We start from the raw sequence: 19,303 nt of genomic DNA, 5'->3' as shown, positions 1-19,303 counted from the left end.
CCCCGCCCCGATATCCATGATCCTTCGCTCTGATGCGGGTGCTGGCGCGCGCATTCGCGTTGATGGGTCGCGAAAGGGACGGGTTGCGGCAGCCGCGATCCGACCAGGCGCGCGGCATCGCCCTGCTGCTGGCGGCCATCCTTGGCTTTACGCTGATGGATGCGACGGCCAAGCACCTGACGCAAAGCTATCATCCCGTGCAGGTCATCTGGATGCGCTTTGTGGGCAATCTGCTGATCTTCGCGCTGATCTTCCGACACAAGATGATCCCGCTGATGCGGACCAGGCAGCCTGGCATGCAGCTTGGCCGGGCGGTGATGCAGCTGGGATCGGTCGGCTTCTTCTTCACCTCGTTGCAATATATCGGCCTGGCGGAAGCCACGGCCATCATGGACCTGAACCCGGTGCTGATCACCCTGGGGGCCGCGTTGTTCCTGGGCGAAAGGATCGGCCCGCGCCGGGTCGCCGGGATCGCCGCCGCACTGGTCGGTGCGCTGATCATCATCCGTCCGGGCCTGGGGGTCTTCCAGCCTGCCGCCCTGCTGCCCTTGGCGGGGGCCTTCACCTATGCGGCGGGGGCGCTGCTGACGCGGATCGTGCGGTCGGATTCGGTTGCCACCTCGGTCATGTGGTCGGCGGTGGTGGGGACCACCATCACCAGCATGATCGTGCCGTTCTTCTGGCAGCCGATCGCCTCGGGCGACATCTGGGCCTTCGTGCTGCTGGGCATCTTCGGGACGGCCAGCCAATACCTGCTGGTGCGCGCCTTCAGCGCCGCCGAAGCGGGCATGCTGGCGCCTTTCGGCTATACCGGGCTGATCTGGGCCGGCATCTGGGGCTGGCTGTTCTTCGGGCAATTGCCCGACAACTGGACGATCGCCGGTGCCGTCATTATCGTGACCGCCGGTCTTTACGTCTGGTCCCGAGAGGCCCGTGTCGCAAAGGAGGCCTGATGCCCGACGACAAGCCATCGCTTCCCGACCGGTTGGGAAATGCGGCCTTCCTGGCCATCATGGGCCTGGCACGCGTGCTGCCCTATGAACGCCGCATCCCGGCGATCGGCTGGGTTTTCTCGCGGGTGATCGCCCCCGTCGCCGGTTGGCGGCGGCGCATCCGCGACAACCTGCACCTGGCCCGCCCCGACCTGTCCAAGGACGAGGTCGAGGACCTTGTCCGCCGCGTGCCCGAAAATGCGGGCCGGTCGCTGGCCGAGATCTATTCGGGTGATCAGTTCACGGCGCGCATCCATGACGCCGACCCGCTGCAGGGTCCGGGCCTGTCCGATCTGGAAGCCGCCTTCGAAACCGGGCGTCCCGTGATCCTGGCCTGCGCGCATTTCGGCAATTACGACGCGATGCGCGCGGCCCTGTCGGGGCGGGGCTGGCCGGTGGGCGCCCTTTACCGGCCGATGAACAATGAGGCCTTCAACCGCCACTATGTCCCCGCCATCACCGCCATCGCCGAGCCGGTCTTTCCGCGTGGCCGATCAGGTCTGGCGGCGATGCTGCGCTTTTTGCGCGGGGGCGGCTGGCTGGCCCTGGGCTTCGATCAGTTCGCCCATGACGGGGCCGAGCTGCGCTTCTTCGACTTGCCCTCGCGAACCGTGCTGACGCCTGCGGAGCTGGCCCGACGATACGAGGCGCTGCTGGTGCCCATCGCGGCCATCCGCCAGCCTGATGGCCTCAGCTTTCGTGTCCAGGTCGGCGTGCCCGTCGAACATGACGATCCGCATCGGATGATGCAGGCGCTGAACGACGATCTGGAGATGCTGGTCCGGCAGCATATGGACCAATGGTTCTGGATCCACCGCCGCTGGAAACGCTGACACAAAAAAAGGCCCGGGATTACCCCCGGGCCTTTTCGTTTTTCGCGGTCGGTGATCAGACCACCTTGATGGCCTGTTCCGCGGCTGCATTTTCGCGACGGGCGCGCAGTTCCTCGGCGACCAGAAAGGCCAGTTCCAGCGACTGGCTGGCGTTCAGGCGCGGATCGCAGGCGGTGTGATAGCGGTCGGACAGATCCTCGTCCGTCACGGCGCGGACGCCGCCGGTGCATTCGGTCACGTCCTTGCCGGTCATCTCGAAATGCACGCCGCCGGGGATCGTGCCCTCGGCCTTGTGGATGGCAAAGAACTCGCGGACCTCGCGCAGGATCGAATCGAAGGCGCGCGTCTTGTAGCCGGTCGAGGATTTGATGACGTTGCCGTGCATCGGGTCGCAGGACCAGACGACATTCGCGCCTTCCTCCTGAACGGCCTGGATCAGCCGCGGCAGGTGATCGCCGACCTTGCCGGCGCCGAAGCGCGCGATCAGGGTCAGGCGGCCGGCCTCGTTTTCCGGGTTCAGCTTGGCCATCAGCACCTTCAGGTCATCGGCCGTGGTTGTGGGACCACATTTCAGACCGATCGGGTTCTGGACGCCGCGGCAGAACTCGACATGCGCGCCATCGGGCTGACGGGTACGGTCACCGATCCAGATCATGTGGCCCGAACCCGCCACCGGCAGGCCCGAGGTCGAATCGATCCGTGCCAGCGCCTCTTCGTATTCCAGCAGCAGCGCTTCGTGGCTGGTATAGAAATCGACCTTGGACAGCTGGTGCGCCGTTTCCGAATTCACGCCCGCAGCCTGCATGAAGGCCATGGCGTCGCTGATCCGGCCCGCGATTTCACGGTATTTGGCCGCTTCGGGGCCGCCGACGAAATCGGCGATCCAGCTTTGGACGCGGTGCATGTCTGCAAAACCGCCGGTCGAGAAGGCCCGCAGCAGGTTCAGCGACGCCGCCGCCTGGGTATAGGCCGACAGCATTCGCTGCGGATCGGGAATGCGGGCATCGGGGGTGAAATCGAACCCGTTGATGATGTCGCCGCGATAGCTGGGCAGTTCGGTGCCGCCAATGGTCTCGGTCGGCGCACTGCGCGGCTTGGCGAACTGACCGGCCATCCGGCCCACCTTGACCACGGGCATCTGCGCGCCCCAGGTCAGCACCACGGCCATCTGCAGGATCACCTTGAAGGTGTCGCGCAGGTTGTCGGCGCTGAATTCGCTGAAGCTTTCAGCGCAATCGCCGCCCTGCAGCAGGAAGCCGCGGCCAGCGGCCACGTCGGCCAGCTGGGCCTTCAGCCGCCGCGCCTCGCCTGCGAAAACCAGCGGAGGATAGCGGCGCAACTGCGATTCCACGGCGTCCAGCGCGGCGGGATCCAGATAATCGGGCATCTGGACGCGCGGATAGGCGCGCCAGCCTGCCTTGTCCCAGGTCTGGGTGGCGGCGGTCTTGCGGATATCCTGCGTCATGTCCTGCGCTCCTTGGAAAAATGGTCGGATTCGTATAGTCGCTAACACCGTCTAGGGAAAGACCCTGCCGCGCAATCGGGCGGGCTTTCGTCGCCGGGCCAAGCCATGCTTGCCGTGGCCGCGATTCCCTGTTTGGGTGGCCCGCGAAACCCTTGCAAAGACATGCCGATGGCCACCGACAAACCGCGCCGCTTCACCTTCCTGCTGCTGGATCGTTTCACGATGCTGCCCTTCACCGCCGCGATCGAGCCGCTGCGCTTGGCCAACCGTGCCTCGGGGCGGCCACTTTACGACTGGCGGCTGGTGGGGGCGCGGGGCGACATGTCGGTCTGTTCCAACGGCGCGCGGGTGGTGCTGGACGGGGGGCTGGATGCCGAAGCGCCGCCGCCGGGCCGCGACGAGGTCGTGATCGTCTGCGGCGGCACCGAGATCGCGCGCGAGGCGACGCGCCCCGTGCTGGCCTGGCTGCGCAGGCAGGCGCGCGGGGGGGCGGCCATGGGGGCGGTCTGCACCGGGGCCTGGGTGCTGGCCGAAGCCGGGCTGCTGGACGGGCGCAAGGCCACGATCCACTGGGAAAACCACGACGGCTTCGCCGAGGCCTTCCCCGAGGTCGATCTGTTCCGATCGGTCTTCGTGCATGACGGAAACCGGCTGACGGCGGCGGGGGGCACCAGCTCGATCGACCTGATCCTGCACCTGATCGCCGAGGCGCATGGCGACGCTTTGGCCGCCGATGTGGCCGACCAGATGCTGCACACCGCCATCCGCACCGAACAGGACCGCCAGCGCCTGTCGATCCCGACCCGCATCGGCGTGCGCCATCCCCGCCTTGCCGCCGTCATCGCGCGGATGGAAGCGAACCTGGAAGACCCGATCAGCCCCGCCCAGCTGGCGCTGGATGCGGGCATGTCCACCCGGCAGCTGGAGCGTCTGTTCCGGCGATACCTGAACCGCAGCCCCAAGCGGTATTATATGGAAACGCGGCTGGCGCGGGCGCGCAACCTGCTGATGCAGACGGAAATGTCTATCATCGAGATCGCGCTGGCTTCGGGCTTTTCCAGCCCGTCGCATTTCTCCAAATGCTACCGTGCGCAATATGGCAGCACGCCCTATCACGAACGGGGCACGTCTTCGGTGAAGGTGGTTCAGGCGGACCAGGTTCCGGGATAAGGTGCCCGGTTCAGGACAGCCCGACCAGCGCGCGGGCAAAGTCTTGCGCGTCGAAGGCGTCCAGATCGTCGATCTGTTCGCCCACGCCGATGGCATGGATCGGCAGGCCGAAACGGTCGGCCAGCGCCACCAGCACGCCACCGCGCGCCGTGCCGTCCAGCTTGGTCATCACCAAGCCCGACACATCGGCCAGCTTGCGGAAGGTCTCGACCTGGTTCAGCGCGTTCTGGCCGGTTGTCGCGTCCAGCACCAGCAGGGTGTTGTGGGGCGCCTCGGGGTCTTTCTTGCGGATGACGCGGACGATCTTGGCCAGCTCCTCCATCAGGTCCTGACGGTTCTGCAGGCGTCCGGCGGTGTCGATCATCAGCAGATCCGCGCCCTCGGCCTCGGCACGGACCATCGCGTCCCAGGCCAGGCTGGCGGGGTCGCTGCCCTGCGGCGCGACCATCACCGGCACGCCCGCGCGGTCCCCCCAGACCTGCAGCTGTTCGACGGCGGCCGCACGGAAGGTGTCGCCCGCCGCGATCACCACCGATTTGCCCGCCGCGCGGAACTGGCTGGCCAGCTTGCCGATGGTGGTGGTCTTGCCCGCGCCGTTCACGCCGACGACCAGCACGACCTGCGGCTTCTTGGCATAGATCGGCAGGGGACGGGCGACCGGGGCCAGGATGCGCGCGATCTCGGTCGCCAGCAGCTCCTTGAGCTCGGTCGACGAGACACGGCGGCCCATGCGCCCTTCGGCGATATTGGCGCTGACCCGAAGGGCGGTGTCGACGCCCAGATCGGCCTGCACCAGCATGTCTTCCAAGTCTTCCAGCATCGCGTCGTCCAGCGCGCGGCGTGGTTCTTCGGGCTGAGAGGACCGGCCGAACAGACGCCCGACCAGGCCCGGCGTCGCGGCGGGGGCTGCGGTGGGGGCCGGTGGTTCGACGACATGTTCGACGGGGGCCGGTGCCGGCGCGGCCTCGGGGGCGGCTTCGGGCGGGGCCTCGGCGACGATATCGTCCAGATCCGAGCTGATCTTCGTCGAAGACCTGCCAAGTCTTTCACGCAGTTTCGAGAAAAACGCCATGATCGGCCCCCTGTTTTTGCGGGCCCGACCCTAGCTGTTCACGCGGCAAAGGAAAAGCCGTCAAGTTCAACCCGAAAGGGCGGGACCATTCCCCGCCCTTGCCGGTTTTCGTTCAGCCGCGCGCCGCGACGATCATCGCGGCCAGATTGGTGGTCGAGGCGTCATGCCCCGGCGCATCCTGCCCCTTCAGCAGCGGCTCGACCTTGAGCGCCAGCTCCTTGCCCAGTTCGACGCCCCATTGGTCAAAGCTGTTGATGCCCAGAATGACGCCCTCGACAAAGACCCGGTGTTCGTAAAGCGCGACGATCTGGCCCAGCACATAAGGCGTCAGCTGATCGACCAGCAGCGTCGTGGAGGGCCGGTTGCCCGGGAAGACGCGGTGACGGGCCTGGCGTTCCAGCTCGGCCCCTTCCAGCCCCTTGGCCTTCATCAGGTCGCGCGCCTCATCCAGGGACCGGCCCCGCATCAGCGCCTCGGATTGGGCAAGGCAATTGGCGGCCAGCAGGATGTGGTGATGCGCCAGATGGGGTTCATGGCCCTTGGCGGCCAGGATGAATTCGCAGGGCACGGGCGTCGTGCCCTGGTGGATCAGCTGATAGAAGGCGTGCTGGCCGTTGGTGCCGGGTTCGCCCCAGACGACGGGTCCCGACACGACCTCCAGATCGCTGCCATCCATGGCGACGCGCTTGCCGTTCGATTCCATCTCCAGCTGTTGCAGATAGGCCGGCAGGCGCAGCAGGCGGTTGTCATAGGGCAGGACCGCGCGGGTCGGATAGCCGCAGATCTGGTGATGCCAGATGCCCGTCAGCGCCAGCAGCACCGGCAGGTTTTGGTCCAGCGGTGCGCTGCGGAAATGGGCGTCCATCGCCGCGCCACCCGCCAGGAACTGGTCGAATCCCTCATCCCCGATGGCCAGCATCAAGGACAGGCCGATCGGCCCCCAGACGGAATAGCGCCCCCCGACCCAATCCTCGAAGCCGAAGACGCGTTCGGCCGCGATGCCGAAATCGGCGGCCTTGGCGGCGGCGGTCGACAGGGCGACGAATTGCGCGCCCGGTTCGTCCACCTTGTCCGCCATCCAGTCGCGCGCCGTGCGGGCATTGGTCATGGTTTCGATGGTGGTGAAGGTCTTCGATGCCACGATGACCAGCGTCGTGGTCGGGTCCAGCCCCTTCAGCGTGTCGGCGATATCGGCGCCATCGACATTGCTGACGAAATGCGCGCGCGGCCCGTCGTGATAGGGCGCCAGCGCCAGCACCGCCATATAGGGCCCAAGGTCGGACCCGCCGATGCCGATATTCACGATATCGGTGATCTTGCCGCCCTGCCCCGCAAAGGCGCCCGACCGCAGGTCGCGGGCGAATGCCGTCATGCGGGCATGGGTATCGCGCACGGCGGGCATCACGTCCTGGCCATCCACCGTCACGCTGCCTGACAGGTTGCGCAGCGCGGTGTGCAGCACGGCGCGATCCTCGGTCTCGTTGATGCGCTGGCCGGTGAACATGGCCTCGCGGCGGTCCTCGAGCCCGGCATCGCGGGCCAGGTCCAGCAGCAGGTCGCGGGCCTTGGTGTCGATGGTGGTCTTGGACCAGTCAAAGACCAGACCGTCGGCCCTGGTGCAGAACGCGGTCGCACGGGCGGCGTCATCGGCGAACAGGCCCTCGATGCGCAGATCGCCCTGCGCCTGGCGGTGGGATTTCAGACGGTTCCAGCTGTCGGACATCACGCTATTTCCTTTGGTCATTCGGCCCAGTGGACGGTGGCGGCATCAAGGAAGGCCCGGATCGGCGCCTCGAGCGGCGAGAGCTTTTGCGCACGTTCCAGCGCCTCGCGCTTTTCGGGGCCCATGATCAGCACATGGATGTTGATCGCATCGGCCAGAATCGGGCGGGTCAGGGTAATGCGCGGCTCCTCGGCGCCATCGGCACGGATGGCCATGACGGGGGGCGCATCGCCGGCCATCGCAGCCTCAAGGTGATCGGCACCGGGGAACAGGCTGGCGCTGTGCATGTCATTGCCCATCCCCAGCAGGGCCACAGTCAGCGGCAGATGCGGCTTCAGGCGCTCGGCCAGCCCATCGGTCGCCAGATCGGGTGCTGCATCGCCGGTATAGAGGTCGATGTAATCGGCCGCCGCCGCCTTCTCCTTCAGCAGGTGACGGCGCAGCAGGCGGCTGTTCGACCGCTTGTGATCGCCGTCCACCCACCGTTCATCGCCCAGAACCACGGTCACGCGGCCCCAGTCCAGATCGGTGCCCGACAGGGTCTCGAAGACGGGCGCCGGCGATGTGCCGCCCGGCACGCACAACGTGGCGCCGTCATTGTTGCGCAGATGCTGCGCCAGCTGCGAGGACAGCTGGTCGGCCAGCGACAGGGCCAGCATCTCGCGGTCGGGGTATTCCTTGAATTCCATGGTCATGACCTGATCTCCCTCCAGCGACGGTTGTCGCGATGCATCAGGCGCAACGCTTCCTCGGGCCCCGAGGATCCGGCATCATAGGGTTCGGGCTTGCGCTTGCTGTCGTCCCACGCGTTGATGATGGGGTCTGTCCAGGCCCATGCGGCCTCGACCTCGTCGCCGCGCATGAACAGGGTCTGGTTGCCGCGGATCACGTCCATGATCAGCCGTTCATAGGCGTCGGGCATGTCGGCGCCCTCGGGCCCCAGGGCGTCGGCAAAGGACATGTCCAGCGGCACCTGGACCAGGCGCATGCCGCCGGGGCCGGGTTCCTTGATCATCACCTTCATGTTCATGCCTTCGTTCGGCTGAAGGCGGATGACCAGTTCGTTCGCCTTGGGCGTGCCGCTGTCGTCAAAGATCGAATGCGGCGGTTCCTTGAAGGTGATCGCGATCTCGCTGGTGCGGGCGCGCAGCTTCTTGCCGGTGCGCAGATAGAAGGGCGTCCCCTGCCAGCGCCAGTTGGAAATCCGCACCTTCATCGCGACATAGCTTTCGGTGCGCGAATTGGGGTCCTCGGAATCCTCGACATAGCCGGTGCCACCCTCGTCGGCCTGGTACTGGCCGCGCACGATATCGGCGGGCTCGACCGGCTGCAGGGCGCGGATGACCTTCAGCTTCTCGTCCCGCACGGCGTCGGGGTCGAAGTGATAGGGCGGCTCCATCGCGATCAGGCACAAAAGCTGCATCATGTGGTTCTGGACCATGTCGCGGATCGCGCCGGACTTGTCGTAATAGCTGCCGCGCCCGGCCACGCCCACGGTTTCGGCAACCGTGATCTGCACATGGTCGATGAACTGGGCGTTCCACAGCGGTTCGAACAGAATATTGGCAAAGCGGACGGCCATCAGGTTCTGGACGGTTTCCTTGCCCAGGTAATGGTCGATCCGATAGATCTGCTGTTCGTGGAAATGCTGGGCCAGCGTGTCGTTCAGCGCGCGGGCCGATGCCAGGTCGCGACCGAAGGGCTTTTCCACCACGATGCGGCTGTCGTCATCGGCGATGCCGTGACCGGCCAGGCGTTCCGCGATATCGCCGAACAGCGCCGGCGCGACCGAGAAGTAGAAGGCGTGGACCGCACCGGGGCGCATGCGCGCCTTCAGTTCCTTCCAGCCGCCCTCGCCGCGGGCATCGATCGACACATATCCCAGCAGCTCGAGGAATTGCGCCAGTTGCGGATCATCCTTGTCGACCTTGGCAAATTCGCAGATCGCCTTGGACGCCTCGGCGCGGAACCCGTCATCGTCCTGTTCGGTCCGTGCCGCGCCGATGATGCGGCTGGTGGCCGGGAACTGGCCCGCCTTGAAGCGCCGGTAAAGTCCCGGCAAAATCTTGCGATGCGCCAAGTCGCCCGTAGCGCCAAAGATCACAAGGTCGAAATCTTCGACCGGAATGACACGCGAGACCATGCTGTCCTCCTTATGGGTGGCTTCCGCCATACCCTTTGTTAGCGATAACAGCAACGATGTTCAACCGCCCACTGCCTTGGCAAGACGCGGCAGCCTGCCGCGTTTCAACATCTGTTCAAGGGTCATCTGCCCACCCATCGCCACGGCCTTGTCGCAGGCCGCACGGACCGCCCTGACGACCTCTGCAGGACGGTCCTGGAACAGGTCCAGCAGAAAGGCATCGGGATGGATGGCCCGCAGGCCCAGCCCTGTCATCAGGCGTTGGGGAAAGTCGCGCAGGTTCGCCGTGACGATCAGGGATGCCCCGCCCGCCAGCGCGGCCTCGGCGACGTGGCGGTCGGCGGGGTCGGGAAAATTCAGATCGATCGCCGCCTGCCCGTCATCGGGCAGGATCGCGCCGGGAAAACGCAGGCGCAACAGCGCGATCTCGGCCCCGGCGACGGCCCCCGCATCGGGGCCGATGCGCAGGGCGGCGCGGCGCCATTCCTCCAGAATGCGTTCGGACCACAAGGCCGTGAACCGCCCGTCCTGCGCCAGATCGCACAGGATCTCGCGCAGGATGGTGGGGAACAGGACATTGGCGTCCAGAACCGCCCGCATCAGTCCAGCCGGAAGAACAGCGACTTGAGGTAGCCGGTTTCCGCCAGCTGCGGCAGGGTCGGATGGTCGGGACCGGCCTGACCCGTGTGGATCAGCACACTGCGACGACCGCCGCGCCCGATGCCCCGCGCGCTGGAATTGCGGAAGGCGGTCAGGTCGGCAGCATGCGAACAGCTGCACAGCGCCAGATAGCCGCCCGGCGCGACCAGCGGCGCCGCCAGCTTGGCCACGCGTTCATAGGCGCGCAGGCCCGCATCCAGCGCCGATTTCGACGGCGCGAAGGCTGGCGGGTCGCAGACGACCACGTCGAACTGTCGCCCCTGTTCGGCCAGCGTTTCCAGCGCCTTGAACGCATCCGACTGCATGGTCTCGAAGCGGTCGGCGGCACCCATGGCCTCGGCCCCGCCCTGCGCCAGCTTCAGCGCGGGCGCGCTGCCGTCGACGGCGGTCGCATGCGTCGCACCGGCGGCCAGCGCCGCCAAGCCAAAGCCGCCCACATGGCTGAAGACGTCCAGAACGGTGGCGCCCTTGGACAGGCGCTGCGCAAAGGCGTGGTTGGGGCGCTGGTCATAGAACAGGCCGGTCTTCTGCCCGCCCATCATGTCGGCCAGATAGATCGCGCCGTTCATCTGGACCTGCACGGGCGCCGCGGGCGCATCGCCGCGCAGCACGTCCATGCGTTCGGACAACCCCTCCAGACCGCGCGCGCGGCCCTGGCCATTGGCAATGACGGTCTTGATGCCCGCAACCTCGGACAGGGCGTCGGCGATGTCCTGGGCCATGGTGTCGGACCAGGCGGCATTGGGCTGGATCACGGCGGCATCGCCGAAACGGTCGACGATCAGGCCCGGCAGGCCGTCGGCCTCGGCATGGACCAGGCGATAGAAGGGCTGATCGTACAGACGCTCGCGCATCTCCAGCGCGCGGGACAGCTTGGCGCGCAGCCATGCCCCGTCGATCTGGGCATCGATATCCAGATCCATGACCCGCCCGATGATCTTGGAGGCGGGGTTCACCGTCACCAGCGCCAAGGGCCGGCGTTCGGCATCCTCCAGCACGGCAAAGCCGCCCGCAGGCAGGGCCTTGGTGCGACGGTCCAGCACGGCCTCGTCGGCAAAGACCCAGGGGAAACCGTGGCGGATGGCCTGGGGTTTCGATTTCGGACGCAGGCGGATGACGGGCAGATCATTCATTGGAAAAAATCCTTTCGCGGCTGATCTGACACGGGACCACCCGTCGCACAAGTCGCGCCGACCCGTCGATCACGCGAAATCGTGCAAATCCGCGGTGAATGCTGCAGGATATGCACAGGCAGAGGTTGCCCCGTTAACGCTAACGGGGTATAGTCGCCGCAAATGAACAGGAGGCCCGCCATGACCCTTCACGCCACCATCGACCGGGTGACAGACCGCATCCGCGAACGCTCTGTGCAGTCGCGCGCGGCCTATCTGGCAAAGATCGCCCGCGCGGCGCAGGAAGGTCCGGCCCGCGCCCACCTGTCCTGCGGCAACCAGGCCCATGCCTATGCCGCCATGTCCGACAAGGAAGACATGGCCACGACGCGCAAACCCAATATCGGCATCGTCTCGGCCTATAACGACATGCTGTCGGCGCATCAGCCCTTTGAACATTACCCCGAAAGAATCCGTCAGGCGGGGCGCGCGGCGGGTGCCACGGTTCAGGTCGCGGGCGGCGTGCCGGCCATGTGCGACGGCGTGACCCAGGGCCGCCCGGGGATGGAACTGTCGCTGTTTTCGCGCGACGTCATCGCCCTGGCGGCGGGCGTGGCGCTGTCGCATGACTGCTTTGATTCGGCGATGTATCTGGGTGTCTGCGACAAGATCGTGCCGGGGCTGATCATCGCGGCGGCGACCTTCGGCCATATCCCGGCGGTCTTCGTGCCGGCGGGTCCGATGCCCTCGGGGTTGCCCAATGACGAAAAATCCAAGGTCCGCCAACAATTCGCCACTGGCGAGGTCGGCCGCGAGGAGCTGATGGCCGCCGAGATGGCCAGCTATCACAGCGCCGGGACCTGCACCTTCTATGGCACCGCGAACACCAACCAGATGCTGATGGAGTTCATGGGCCTGCACCTGCCCGGATCGTCCTTCGTGAACCCCAACACGCCGCTGCGCGAGGCGCTGACCGTCGCCGCCGTCGAACGCGCCGCCGCCATCACCAATCTTGGCAACGACTATCTGCCTGCCGGTCAGGTGCTGGACGAACGCGCCTTCGTGAACGGCATCGTCGGGCTGATGGCCACGGGCGGCTCGACCAACCTGGTCCTGCACCTGCCCGCCATGGCCCGCGCGGCCGGCGTCCTGCTGGACATCGCGGATTTCCACGACCTGTCGGAAAACGTGCCGCTGATGGCGCGCGTCTATCCCAACGGGCTGGCCGACGTGAACCATTTCCACGCTGCCGGCGGCCTTGGCTACATGATCGGGCAGTTGCTCGAGGCGGGGCTGCTGCATCCCGACGTCAAGACGATCAACGGCACCGGCCTGGACGGATACACCGCCGAACCCAAGCTGGACGGGGGCCGCGTGCGTTGGGAAGCGGGCGCCAAGGCATCGCTGAACGACCGCATCCTGCGCCCCGCAACGGATCCCTTCGCCAAGTCGGGCGGGCTGAAGCAGCTGCAGGGCAACCTGGGTCGCGGCGTGATCAAGATCAGCGCCGTCGCCCCCGAGCGTCACGTGATCGAGGCGAAGGCCCGCGTCTTTTCCGACCAGGAATCGGTCAAGACCGCCTTCCGCGCCGGAGAGTTCACCGAAGACACCATCGTCATCGTCCGTTTCCAAGGCCCCCGCGCCAACGGCATGCCGGAGCTGCACTCGCTGACGCCGACGCTGGCGGTGTTGCAGGATCGCGGGTTGAAAGTGGCGCTGGTCACCGACGGGCGCATGTCGGGCGCTTCGGGCAAGGTCCCGGCCGCCATCCACGTCTCGCCCGAGGCGGCGATGGGCGGACCACTGGCCCGCGTGCAGGATGGTGACCTGGTCCGGCTGGATGCGGCGTCGGGCAGGCTGGAATGCCTGGCGCCCGATTTCGACAGCCGCGAACCCGTGGCCTTCGATCCCTCGGGCAGCAACGAAGGCCTGGGACGCGAGATGTTCGCCGCCTTCCGTGCCGTGGCCGGTCCCGCAACCGAAGGCGCAGGCGTCGTCGTCTGAAAACCTGCCCCCCGCAGGATTCCTGCGGGGGGATGACCATCACGCCGCCGCGGCGACCTCGCAGACGACGCGGCGCAGATAGCCCGCGAAATCGGCGGCAACATGGCGGGCCGGGCCATCGGCCACATAGACGTTCAGCCAGGTGGGCGGCAGCGGCGGCAAGGTCCCGCCATGGTCCACCACTTCCAGTCCCGGCTGAGAGATGCCGCGCGGCAGCAGCGTGACCCCCAGATCGGCCGCCGCCAGCACCCGCCAGGTTTCGCTGCCACCGTCGCTGGCGACCTGCATCCATTCGATCCCCGCCTGATCCAGCGCCGCCATGCCGACCGGGTGATAGGCGCAATGGGCGCTGTCGGCGACCGGCAGGGGACGCTGGCGCCACGCCTCGCCGCCCGCGGCGCCGAACCAGGCCAGATCGACCTTGGCCAGATGGATCGCCCCCGGCGGCGCGTCGAATTCGGTCGTCAGGATCACGTCATGTTCGCCGCGCTTCATCTGGGCGCGCAGGTCCTTGCTGCGCGCGTGGTTCATCACCAGCTCGACCCGGGGCTGGTCCAGCCGGAAGGCCCGCACGGTCTGTGCAACCTTGGTGAACAGCCAGTCCGTGGTCAGCCCGACGCGCAGCCGCGTCGCAGGCTGCACGCCGGTAAAGCGCGACAGGATCGCGTCGTTCAGCGCCACCAGCTTGCGGCTTTCCCCCAGCAGATCCAACGCCAGGTCCGACAGCACGACACCGCGCCCCGCCTTGGTCAGCATGGGCCGCCCGAACAGATCCTCCAGCCGTTTCATCTGCATCGACAGCGCGCTTTGCGTCATGTTCAGCGATTCGGCCGCCCGCGTGACGGTGCCGTATTCGGCGACCGCCTGCAGCGACCGCAAGGTCGCGATGTCCAGGTTCCGCATCGACGCCCACCTTTCACAATTCTTGATCGAACGCATCAAAAGCATTCGCTTCAAAAATAGAACGATGGTCGGTAACAATCAATTCACAAGATCAAAAGACGTTGAATCATCACCGTCTCTGATCACATCAATCAACGAGGCTGAACCATGTCGACCCGATCCCTTGCCCGCGTCATCACCGGCCATGGCATCATCCCGCGCACCAGATGGCTCGAGCGTTTGCTGACGATGTTCGATTTGCGCCGCACTCGCATCGATCTGGCGCGTCTGACGGATGCGCAGCTGAACGATATCGGCCTGACCCGCGCGGATGTGGAACAGGAACTGGCCCGGGCGGCATGGGATGTGCCGACAGGCTGGCGCCGCCGCTGAGGCCGGTCATTCGCCACGCGGCGGGCCAAAACGCTCCAGCATGCGTTTTTCGATCTGGTCGCGGGTCTGGCGATAGGCGGCCAGTTTCGCCTCGCGCCCTTCGGCCAGGCCCGTGGGGTCCATGATGGGCCAGTATTCGATGTCCAGATGGGCGTGCCGCGTCATTTCCAAGGCCATGCGCTGGCTGGCGGGCGACAGGGCGACGATCAGGTCGAACTGGCCCAGGTCGTCGCCCCAATCCTGCATCTCCTCGAAGCTGCGGCTGCGGTGATTGGCCAGGGGAACGCCCACCTCGTCGCAGACGGCGATGGCAAAGCCGTCCACGTCCATGTCGTTCTTGACGCCGGCCGATTGGACATAGGCGGCGCGGCCATAGAACTTCTTCATCATCCCTTCGGCCATGGGCGAACGGATGGCATTGTGGTCGCAGCAGAACAGAACCGATGAGGGAAACTTGTCCTGCGCCATGATCTCAGCTTTGCGGGATCAGGGCGCAGATCAGGGTGAACAGGCGCCGGGCCGTGTCGATATCCAGCACCGCCTTGCCCTCCAGCCGTTCCTGGAGGGTGCGCGCGCCTTCGTTGTGGATGCCGCGCCGGGCCATGTCGATCGCCTCGATCTGGGCGGGGGGCAGGCGTTTCACGGCATCGAAATAGCTTTGGCAGATCTGGAAGTAATCCTTGACCACCTGCCGGAACGGCCCAAGCGACAGGTGGAACTCGGCCACCTTGTCGCCGCCGTCGCTGTTCACGTCAAAGACCAGCCTGCCTTCACGGATGCACAGTTCCAGAACAAACGGACCCTCGGGTGCCGCGCCGCCTTCGCGACCGGGGACGGAAAAGCTGTTATCCTCGATCAGGTCAAAGATCGCGACGCGGCGTTCCTGCTCCATTTCGGGGGTCGCGGGCGCGATGGCGCTGTCGTCGATCTCGATCCTGATGATGCGGCTCATTCATGCGGCCTTTCGTTCAACATCCCCAACCGAGCCTGAACCGAAGCGCCATGCGCCTGCAAGCCCTCGGATGCGGCCAGGCGCACGGCGGCGGGACCGATGGCGGCCAAGGCACCGGGCGTCAGCCGCGCCATGGTGGTGCGCTTCAGGAAATCCATGACCGAAAGCCCGGAACTGAAGCGTGCCGAGCGCGCCGTCGGCAACACGTGATTCGGCCCGCTGACGTAATCGCCCACGGCCTCGGGTGTGTGCGCCCCCAGGAAGATGGCACCGGCATGGATGCATTTGGCGGCCAGCGCCTCGGGGTCGGCCACGCACAGCTCCAGATGCTCGGGGGCGATGCGGTTCGACAGGGCTGCCGCCTGATCCAGGTCGTCCACCACGATCAGCGTGCCGTAATCGCGCCAGCTGGCCCCCGCGATGGCGGCGCGGTCCAGCGTCGGGATGATGCGTTCAACCTCAGCGGCCACGGCGCGGGCCATGGCGGGATCGGTGGTGATCAGGATCGATTGGGCATCGGCATCGTGTTCGGCCTGCGCCAGCAGGTCCCAGGCCAGCCATTCGGGGTTCTGTTCTCCATCGGCGATGACCAACACCTCGGATGGGCCGGCGATCATGTCGATGCCGACGCGGCCAAAGACCTGACGCTTGGCCGCCGCCACATAGGCGTTGCCGGGACCGGTGATCTTGTCGACCGGCGCGATGGTGTCGGTGCCGTAAGCCATCGCCGCCACGGCCTGCGCGCCGCCGATGCGATAGATCTCATCCACGCCGGACAGCTGGGCGGCCAGCAGGACCAGGGGGTTGATCACCCCGTCCGGCGTCGGCACGCAGATGACCAGACGGTCCACCCCCGCCACCCGCGCCGGGATCGCGTTCATCAGCACGCTGGAGGGATAGGCCGCCTGCCCGCCCGGCACGTAAAGGCCCGCCGCGGAAACCGCGCTCCAGCGCCAGCCCAGGGTGGCGCCTTCAGGGTCGGTCCAGCTGGCATCCTCGGGCATCTGGCGGGCGTGATAGGCGCGGATGCGTTCGGCGGCCAGGGCCAGCGCGGTGCGATCCTCGGGCGACACCATCGCCACCTGCGCGTCGATCTCGGCGGCGGTGAAGCGCAGGGTTTCGGGCGTCAGCTCCAGCCGGTCAAAGCGCGAGGTCAGTTCGCACAGGGCGGCGTCACCGCGATGGCGCACATCGGCGATGATCGTGGCGACGGTGGTGTTCACATCGGCCGAGTCCTCGCGCTTGGCGTTCAGCATCTGCTGGAACCCCTGTTCGAAATCGGCATCCTTGATGTTCAGCGTGACCGGCATGTTCTTCGTTCCTTGCAGCCTTGCGGCTTTCATCGGCCCGTCACTCGGGGTGACTGGGCGCTTTCCCCGAGACGGCGCGATAGGGTCGCGTCACGTCGCGCAGATCCAGGTTGATGCATTCGACCTCGGCGATGATCGTGCCGTCGCCCGCGAAATCCAGCGACAGGCGACCCGTGCCGTCATCGCCCGGGGTCCAGCGCAGCGCCAGCAGCGACAGGACCGTGTCGGCATCGCGGTCCACGCCGTCGCTGACCAGGCGCATCACGTCATTGACGACCAGCAGCGACTGGACACGTTCGAAATCGCGTCCCTCGGTCCGGGCGGCGTCGGCGTCTTCCCACCGGAAGCGGTTCAGCAGCAAGGCCAGACGGCGCGCCTTGGGGTCATGGCTGATCTGGGTCGCGGGCAGGATCGCATCCTGCGCCAGCGACGAGAGGATGCGCAGATCGACCTCGTCCTCGGCCCTGATGCTCAGGGGACGGGGGTCGGCATCGCTGAAACGGGCATCCTCGGCCATGATCACTGCTCCTTGACGCGTTCGATATGGGCACCCACGCCGCGCAGCTTGCGCACGACATGTTCGTAACCGCGATCCAGGTGATAGACGCGGCTGACGGTTGTCTGGCCTTCCGCCGCCATCCCCGCAAGGATCAGGCTGACCGAGGCCCGCAGGTCGGTCGCCATCACCGGCGCCCCGCGCAGCTTTTCGACGCCCGTGACGGTCGCGTGACCGCCATGGACCTCGATCCGGGCGCCCATGCGGGTCAGTTCGGGGGCATGCATGAAGCGGTTCTCGAAGATGGTCTCCTCAAGGACGCTGGTGCCCTCGGCGGTGCACATCATGGCCATGAACTGGGCCTGCAGATCGGTCGGGAAACCGGGGAAGGGTTCGGTCGTGACGTTCACAGCCTTCAGGCGGCCGTTCTTGCGGCTGACCTTCAGCCCGCGCTGCGTTTCCTCGACGCTGACACCGGCTTCTTCCAGCTTCTCGCAGAAAGCCGACAGCAGGTCGATGCGGCCGCCCAACAGCTCGACCTCGCCGCCGCACATCGCCGGGGCCAGCATATAGGTGCCCAGCTCGATCCGGTCGGTGACGACGGGATGGGTCGCGCCATGCAGGCTGGTGACGCCCTGGATGGTGATTGTGCCGGTGCCCTCGCCCTCGATCTGGGCGCCCATGCGGCGCAGGCACTGGGCCAGATCGACGATCTCGGGCTCGCGGGCGGCGTTCTTCAGTACCGTCGTGCCGCGTGCCAGGGTCGCCGCCAGCAGCGCGTTTTCCGTCGCCCCGACCGAGACGATGGGGAATTCGAAGACGGCGCCCTTCAGTCCGCCGACCGGTGCCTTGGCATGGACATAACCCTCGCGCAGGTCCAGCGTCGCACCCAAGGCCTCCAGCGCGCGCAGATGCAGGTCCACGGGCCGCGCACCGATGGCACAGCCACCGGGCAGCGACACCTCGGCCACGCCGTCGCGCGCCAGCATCGGCCCCAGCACCAGGATCGAGGCGCGCATCTTGCGCACGATGTCGTATTCGGCGCGGTGGCTGGTCATGTCATGGCTGGACAGGGCCAGCACCTGGCCGTCCTGCAGGCTGGCGACTTCGGCGCCCAGGCTTTGCAGCAATTCCGTCATGGTGCGGATGTCCGACAGGCGCGGCGCATTGGTCAGCGTCAGCGGCTGATCGGTCAGCAGCGTCGCGGGCATCAGCGTCAGGCAGGCGTTCTTCGCACCGGCAATGGGGATTTCTCCCTTCAGGGGGCCGTTGCCCTCTACGATGATCTGGTCCATCAGCTGTCGTCCTTGCCTGTCTTGTCGGCCGGTTCAATGGCGGCCTTGTTATCGGATTCCGGATCGTCCGCACGTGCCCGCGCCTGCGCCTTGCGGCGTGCCAGATTCGCGCGCAACGCCTGTCGCAGGCGATCATCGCGGCTTTCCGGGGCAGATTTGTCTTTGCGTCGATCCGTCATGGTTCATCTGTTAGCGTCCGCCAGCGTCGCAGTCCAGCAAACGCAAAGCCGATCGGAGGGCAATCGGCGAAATCCGGAAAAAATTCGAAAATGCTCTTGCAGGCGTCTTGGGCATTGGTTAAACGCCCCTCCAACGATGCTGTGGTAGCTCAGTGGTAGAGCACACCCTTGGTAAGGGTGAGGTCGAGAGTTCAATCCTCTCTCACAGCACCAGTTATTCTCCAATATTTTGAATAACTTGTGTTAAATCAGAGACTTGATGACCCCTCGGTGGTATACAGAGGTGGTCAACATGGCCCTTGGAATGCCCAGACCCACGAAGCACCCGAAGAACGGCGTCTACTATTTGAACGTCAGAGTTCCGTCCGATCTGGTGGCGCAGCTTTGCAAATCCCACGTCAAGAAAACGCTGCGGACCAAAGACCCCAAGGTTGCCAAGGAACGCTTCCTTGTTGAGTTGGAGGCGCTCCGAATGCAGTGGCAGGCAGCCCGGACAGTCCCGCAGGCAATTCCCCATAAGCAGCTGGTCTGCCCCCTGAAAAGTGGTCCTCCCTGAGGTATGGCTTTTGAGCCATTTGGAGGATGCAGGAATGCCCCAGAAAAAGCACAAGCCGGAGGAGAT

General features: G+C 66.2%; 20 protein-coding genes and 1 tRNA gene. 7 read left to right on the top strand and 14 right to left on the bottom strand.

The genetic code is table 11. The features are described from left to right. The first annotated feature begins 32 nt into the window (after window positions 1-32). Both IE00_RS13060 and IE00_RS13055 read left to right on the top strand, forming a co-directional pair. Window positions 33-953 (top strand): DMT family transporter, encoded by a 921-nt coding sequence (locus IE00_RS13060; RefSeq protein ID WP_083554365.1) that lies wholly within the window; start codon window positions 33-35, stop codon window positions 951-953. After that, the gene (locus tag IE00_RS13055; RefSeq protein ID WP_072297646.1) at window positions 953-1,825 is read left to right on the top strand and encodes a lysophospholipid acyltransferase family protein; all 873 of its coding nucleotides are present in this window, start codon (window positions 953-955) and stop codon (window positions 1,823-1,825) included. Before IE00_RS13060 ends, IE00_RS13055 begins: the two co-directional genes overlap by 1 nt. Window positions 1,826-1,880: 55 nt before the next feature. Here IE00_RS13055 and IE00_RS13050 read toward each other — a convergent pair whose 3' ends face one another. Further along, window positions 1,881-3,290, bottom strand: a complete 1,410-nt coding sequence (locus tag IE00_RS13050) for a class II 3-deoxy-7-phosphoheptulonate synthase (protein WP_072297645.1) — start codon at window positions 3,288-3,290, stop codon at window positions 1,881-1,883. A gap of 162 nt (window positions 3,291-3,452) precedes the next feature. On the opposite strand from IE00_RS13050, the gene IE00_RS13045 reads away from it, so the two are divergent. Further along, the gene (locus IE00_RS13045) at window positions 3,453-4,460 is read left to right on the top strand and encodes a GlxA family transcriptional regulator (RefSeq protein ID WP_072297644.1); all 1,008 of its coding nucleotides are present in this window, start codon (window positions 3,453-3,455) and stop codon (window positions 4,458-4,460) included. 10 nt (window positions 4,461-4,470) lie between these two features. On the opposite strand, the gene ftsY is transcribed toward IE00_RS13045, so the two are convergent. The 6 genes from ftsY to IE00_RS13015 form a co-directional block, all read right to left on the bottom strand. Then, window positions 4,471-5,532 carry a signal recognition particle-docking protein FtsY gene (gene ftsY, locus IE00_RS13040; RefSeq protein WP_072297643.1) on the bottom strand — a complete coding sequence of 354 codons (1,062 nt, stop codon included), beginning with the start codon at window positions 5,530-5,532 and terminating at the stop codon, window positions 4,471-4,473. A 112-nt stretch (window positions 5,533-5,644) separates the two neighbouring features. After that, on the bottom strand, window positions 5,645-7,255 hold the full coding sequence (pgi, locus tag IE00_RS13035) for a glucose-6-phosphate isomerase (RefSeq protein ID WP_072297642.1): 1,611 nt from the start codon (window positions 7,253-7,255) through the stop codon (window positions 5,645-5,647). A 17-nt stretch (window positions 7,256-7,272) separates the two neighbouring features. Then, window positions 7,273-7,944: a 6-phosphogluconolactonase gene (pgl, locus tag IE00_RS13030; protein ID WP_170864159.1), complete on the bottom strand. Its 672-nt coding sequence runs from the start codon at window positions 7,942-7,944 to the stop codon at window positions 7,273-7,275. Between the two features lie 2 nt (window positions 7,945-7,946). After that, on the bottom strand, window positions 7,947-9,398 hold the full coding sequence (gene zwf, locus IE00_RS13025) for a glucose-6-phosphate dehydrogenase (protein WP_072297783.1): 1,452 nt from the start codon (window positions 9,396-9,398) through the stop codon (window positions 7,947-7,949). Between the two features lie 60 nt (window positions 9,399-9,458). Next, the gene (locus IE00_RS13020; RefSeq protein WP_072297640.1) at window positions 9,459-9,998 is read right to left on the bottom strand and encodes an RSP_2648 family PIN domain-containing protein; all 540 of its coding nucleotides are present in this window, start codon (window positions 9,996-9,998) and stop codon (window positions 9,459-9,461) included. Next, window positions 9,998-11,191: an RSP_2647 family RNA methyltransferase gene (locus IE00_RS13015; RefSeq protein ID WP_072297639.1), complete on the bottom strand. Its 1,194-nt coding sequence runs from the start codon at window positions 11,189-11,191 to the stop codon at window positions 9,998-10,000. Before IE00_RS13015 ends, IE00_RS13020 begins: the two co-directional genes overlap by 1 nt. A gap of 180 nt (window positions 11,192-11,371) precedes the next feature. On the opposite strand from IE00_RS13015, the gene edd reads away from it, so the two are divergent. Continuing rightward, window positions 11,372-13,174, top strand: coding sequence for a phosphogluconate dehydratase (gene edd / locus IE00_RS13010; RefSeq protein WP_072297638.1), 1,803 nt, complete (start codon window positions 11,372-11,374; stop codon window positions 13,172-13,174). A gap of 39 nt (window positions 13,175-13,213) precedes the next feature. On the opposite strand, the gene IE00_RS13005 is transcribed toward edd, so the two are convergent. After that, on the bottom strand, window positions 13,214-14,077 hold the full coding sequence (locus IE00_RS13005; protein WP_072297637.1) for a LysR family transcriptional regulator: 864 nt from the start codon (window positions 14,075-14,077) through the stop codon (window positions 13,214-13,216). A 147-nt stretch (window positions 14,078-14,224) separates the two neighbouring features. Here IE00_RS13005 and IE00_RS20155 point away from each other — a divergent pair, with 147 nt between their 5' ends. Beyond that, a complete protein-coding gene (locus tag IE00_RS20155) occupies window positions 14,225-14,449 on the top strand; it encodes a DUF1127 domain-containing protein (RefSeq protein WP_170864151.1) in 225 nt (74 codons plus the stop codon). A gap of 6 nt (window positions 14,450-14,455) precedes the next feature. On the opposite strand, the gene IE00_RS12995 is transcribed toward IE00_RS20155, so the two are convergent. From IE00_RS12995 to IE00_RS12970, 6 genes are read right to left on the bottom strand one after another with little or no spacing between them, the layout of a single operon-like run. Next, window positions 14,456-14,917, bottom strand: coding sequence for a low molecular weight phosphatase family protein (locus IE00_RS12995; RefSeq protein WP_072297636.1), 462 nt, complete (start codon window positions 14,915-14,917; stop codon window positions 14,456-14,458). Window positions 14,918-14,921: 4 nt separating this feature from the next. Next, the gene (locus IE00_RS12990; protein ID WP_072297635.1) at window positions 14,922-15,401 is read right to left on the bottom strand and encodes a UPF0262 family protein; all 480 of its coding nucleotides are present in this window, start codon (window positions 15,399-15,401) and stop codon (window positions 14,922-14,924) included. Beyond that, window positions 15,398-16,711 (bottom strand): histidinol dehydrogenase, encoded by a 1,314-nt coding sequence (hisD, locus tag IE00_RS12985; protein WP_072297634.1) that lies wholly within the window; start codon window positions 16,709-16,711, stop codon window positions 15,398-15,400. The genes IE00_RS12990 and hisD overlap by 4 nt, the downstream gene beginning before the upstream one ends. Before the next feature lie 40 nt (window positions 16,712-16,751). Beyond that, on the bottom strand, window positions 16,752-17,228 hold the full coding sequence (locus tag IE00_RS12980) for a DUF2948 family protein (protein ID WP_072297633.1): 477 nt from the start codon (window positions 17,226-17,228) through the stop codon (window positions 16,752-16,754). A gap of 2 nt (window positions 17,229-17,230) precedes the next feature. Further along, the gene (murA, locus tag IE00_RS12975) at window positions 17,231-18,502 is read right to left on the bottom strand and encodes a UDP-N-acetylglucosamine 1-carboxyvinyltransferase (RefSeq protein WP_072297632.1); all 1,272 of its coding nucleotides are present in this window, start codon (window positions 18,500-18,502) and stop codon (window positions 17,231-17,233) included. After that, window positions 18,502-18,681: a hypothetical protein gene (locus IE00_RS12970; protein ID WP_072297629.1), complete on the bottom strand. Its 180-nt coding sequence runs from the start codon at window positions 18,679-18,681 to the stop codon at window positions 18,502-18,504. The genes murA and IE00_RS12970 overlap by 1 nt, the downstream gene beginning before the upstream one ends. 138 nt (window positions 18,682-18,819) lie before the next feature. On the opposite strand from IE00_RS12970, the gene IE00_RS12965 reads away from it, so the two are divergent. Both IE00_RS12965 and IE00_RS12960 read left to right on the top strand, forming a co-directional pair. Continuing rightward, window positions 18,820-18,894, top strand: a tRNA-Thr gene (locus tag IE00_RS12965). A gap of 79 nt (window positions 18,895-18,973) precedes the next feature. Beyond that, entirely contained in the window at window positions 18,974-19,237 is a 264-nt protein-coding gene (locus tag IE00_RS12960) for a DUF6538 domain-containing protein (RefSeq protein ID WP_139291431.1), read from the top strand. Window positions 19,238-19,303: the final 66 nt, after the last annotated feature.

The organism is Paracoccus sp. SM22M-07 (assembly GCF_001887735.1).
In the GTDB taxonomy this organism is placed as follows: domain Bacteria; phylum Pseudomonadota; class Alphaproteobacteria; order Rhodobacterales; family Rhodobacteraceae; genus Paracoccus.
The sequence above is the reverse complement of the archived record's forward strand: the minus strand, read 5'-3'. Positions and strand labels throughout refer to the sequence as shown.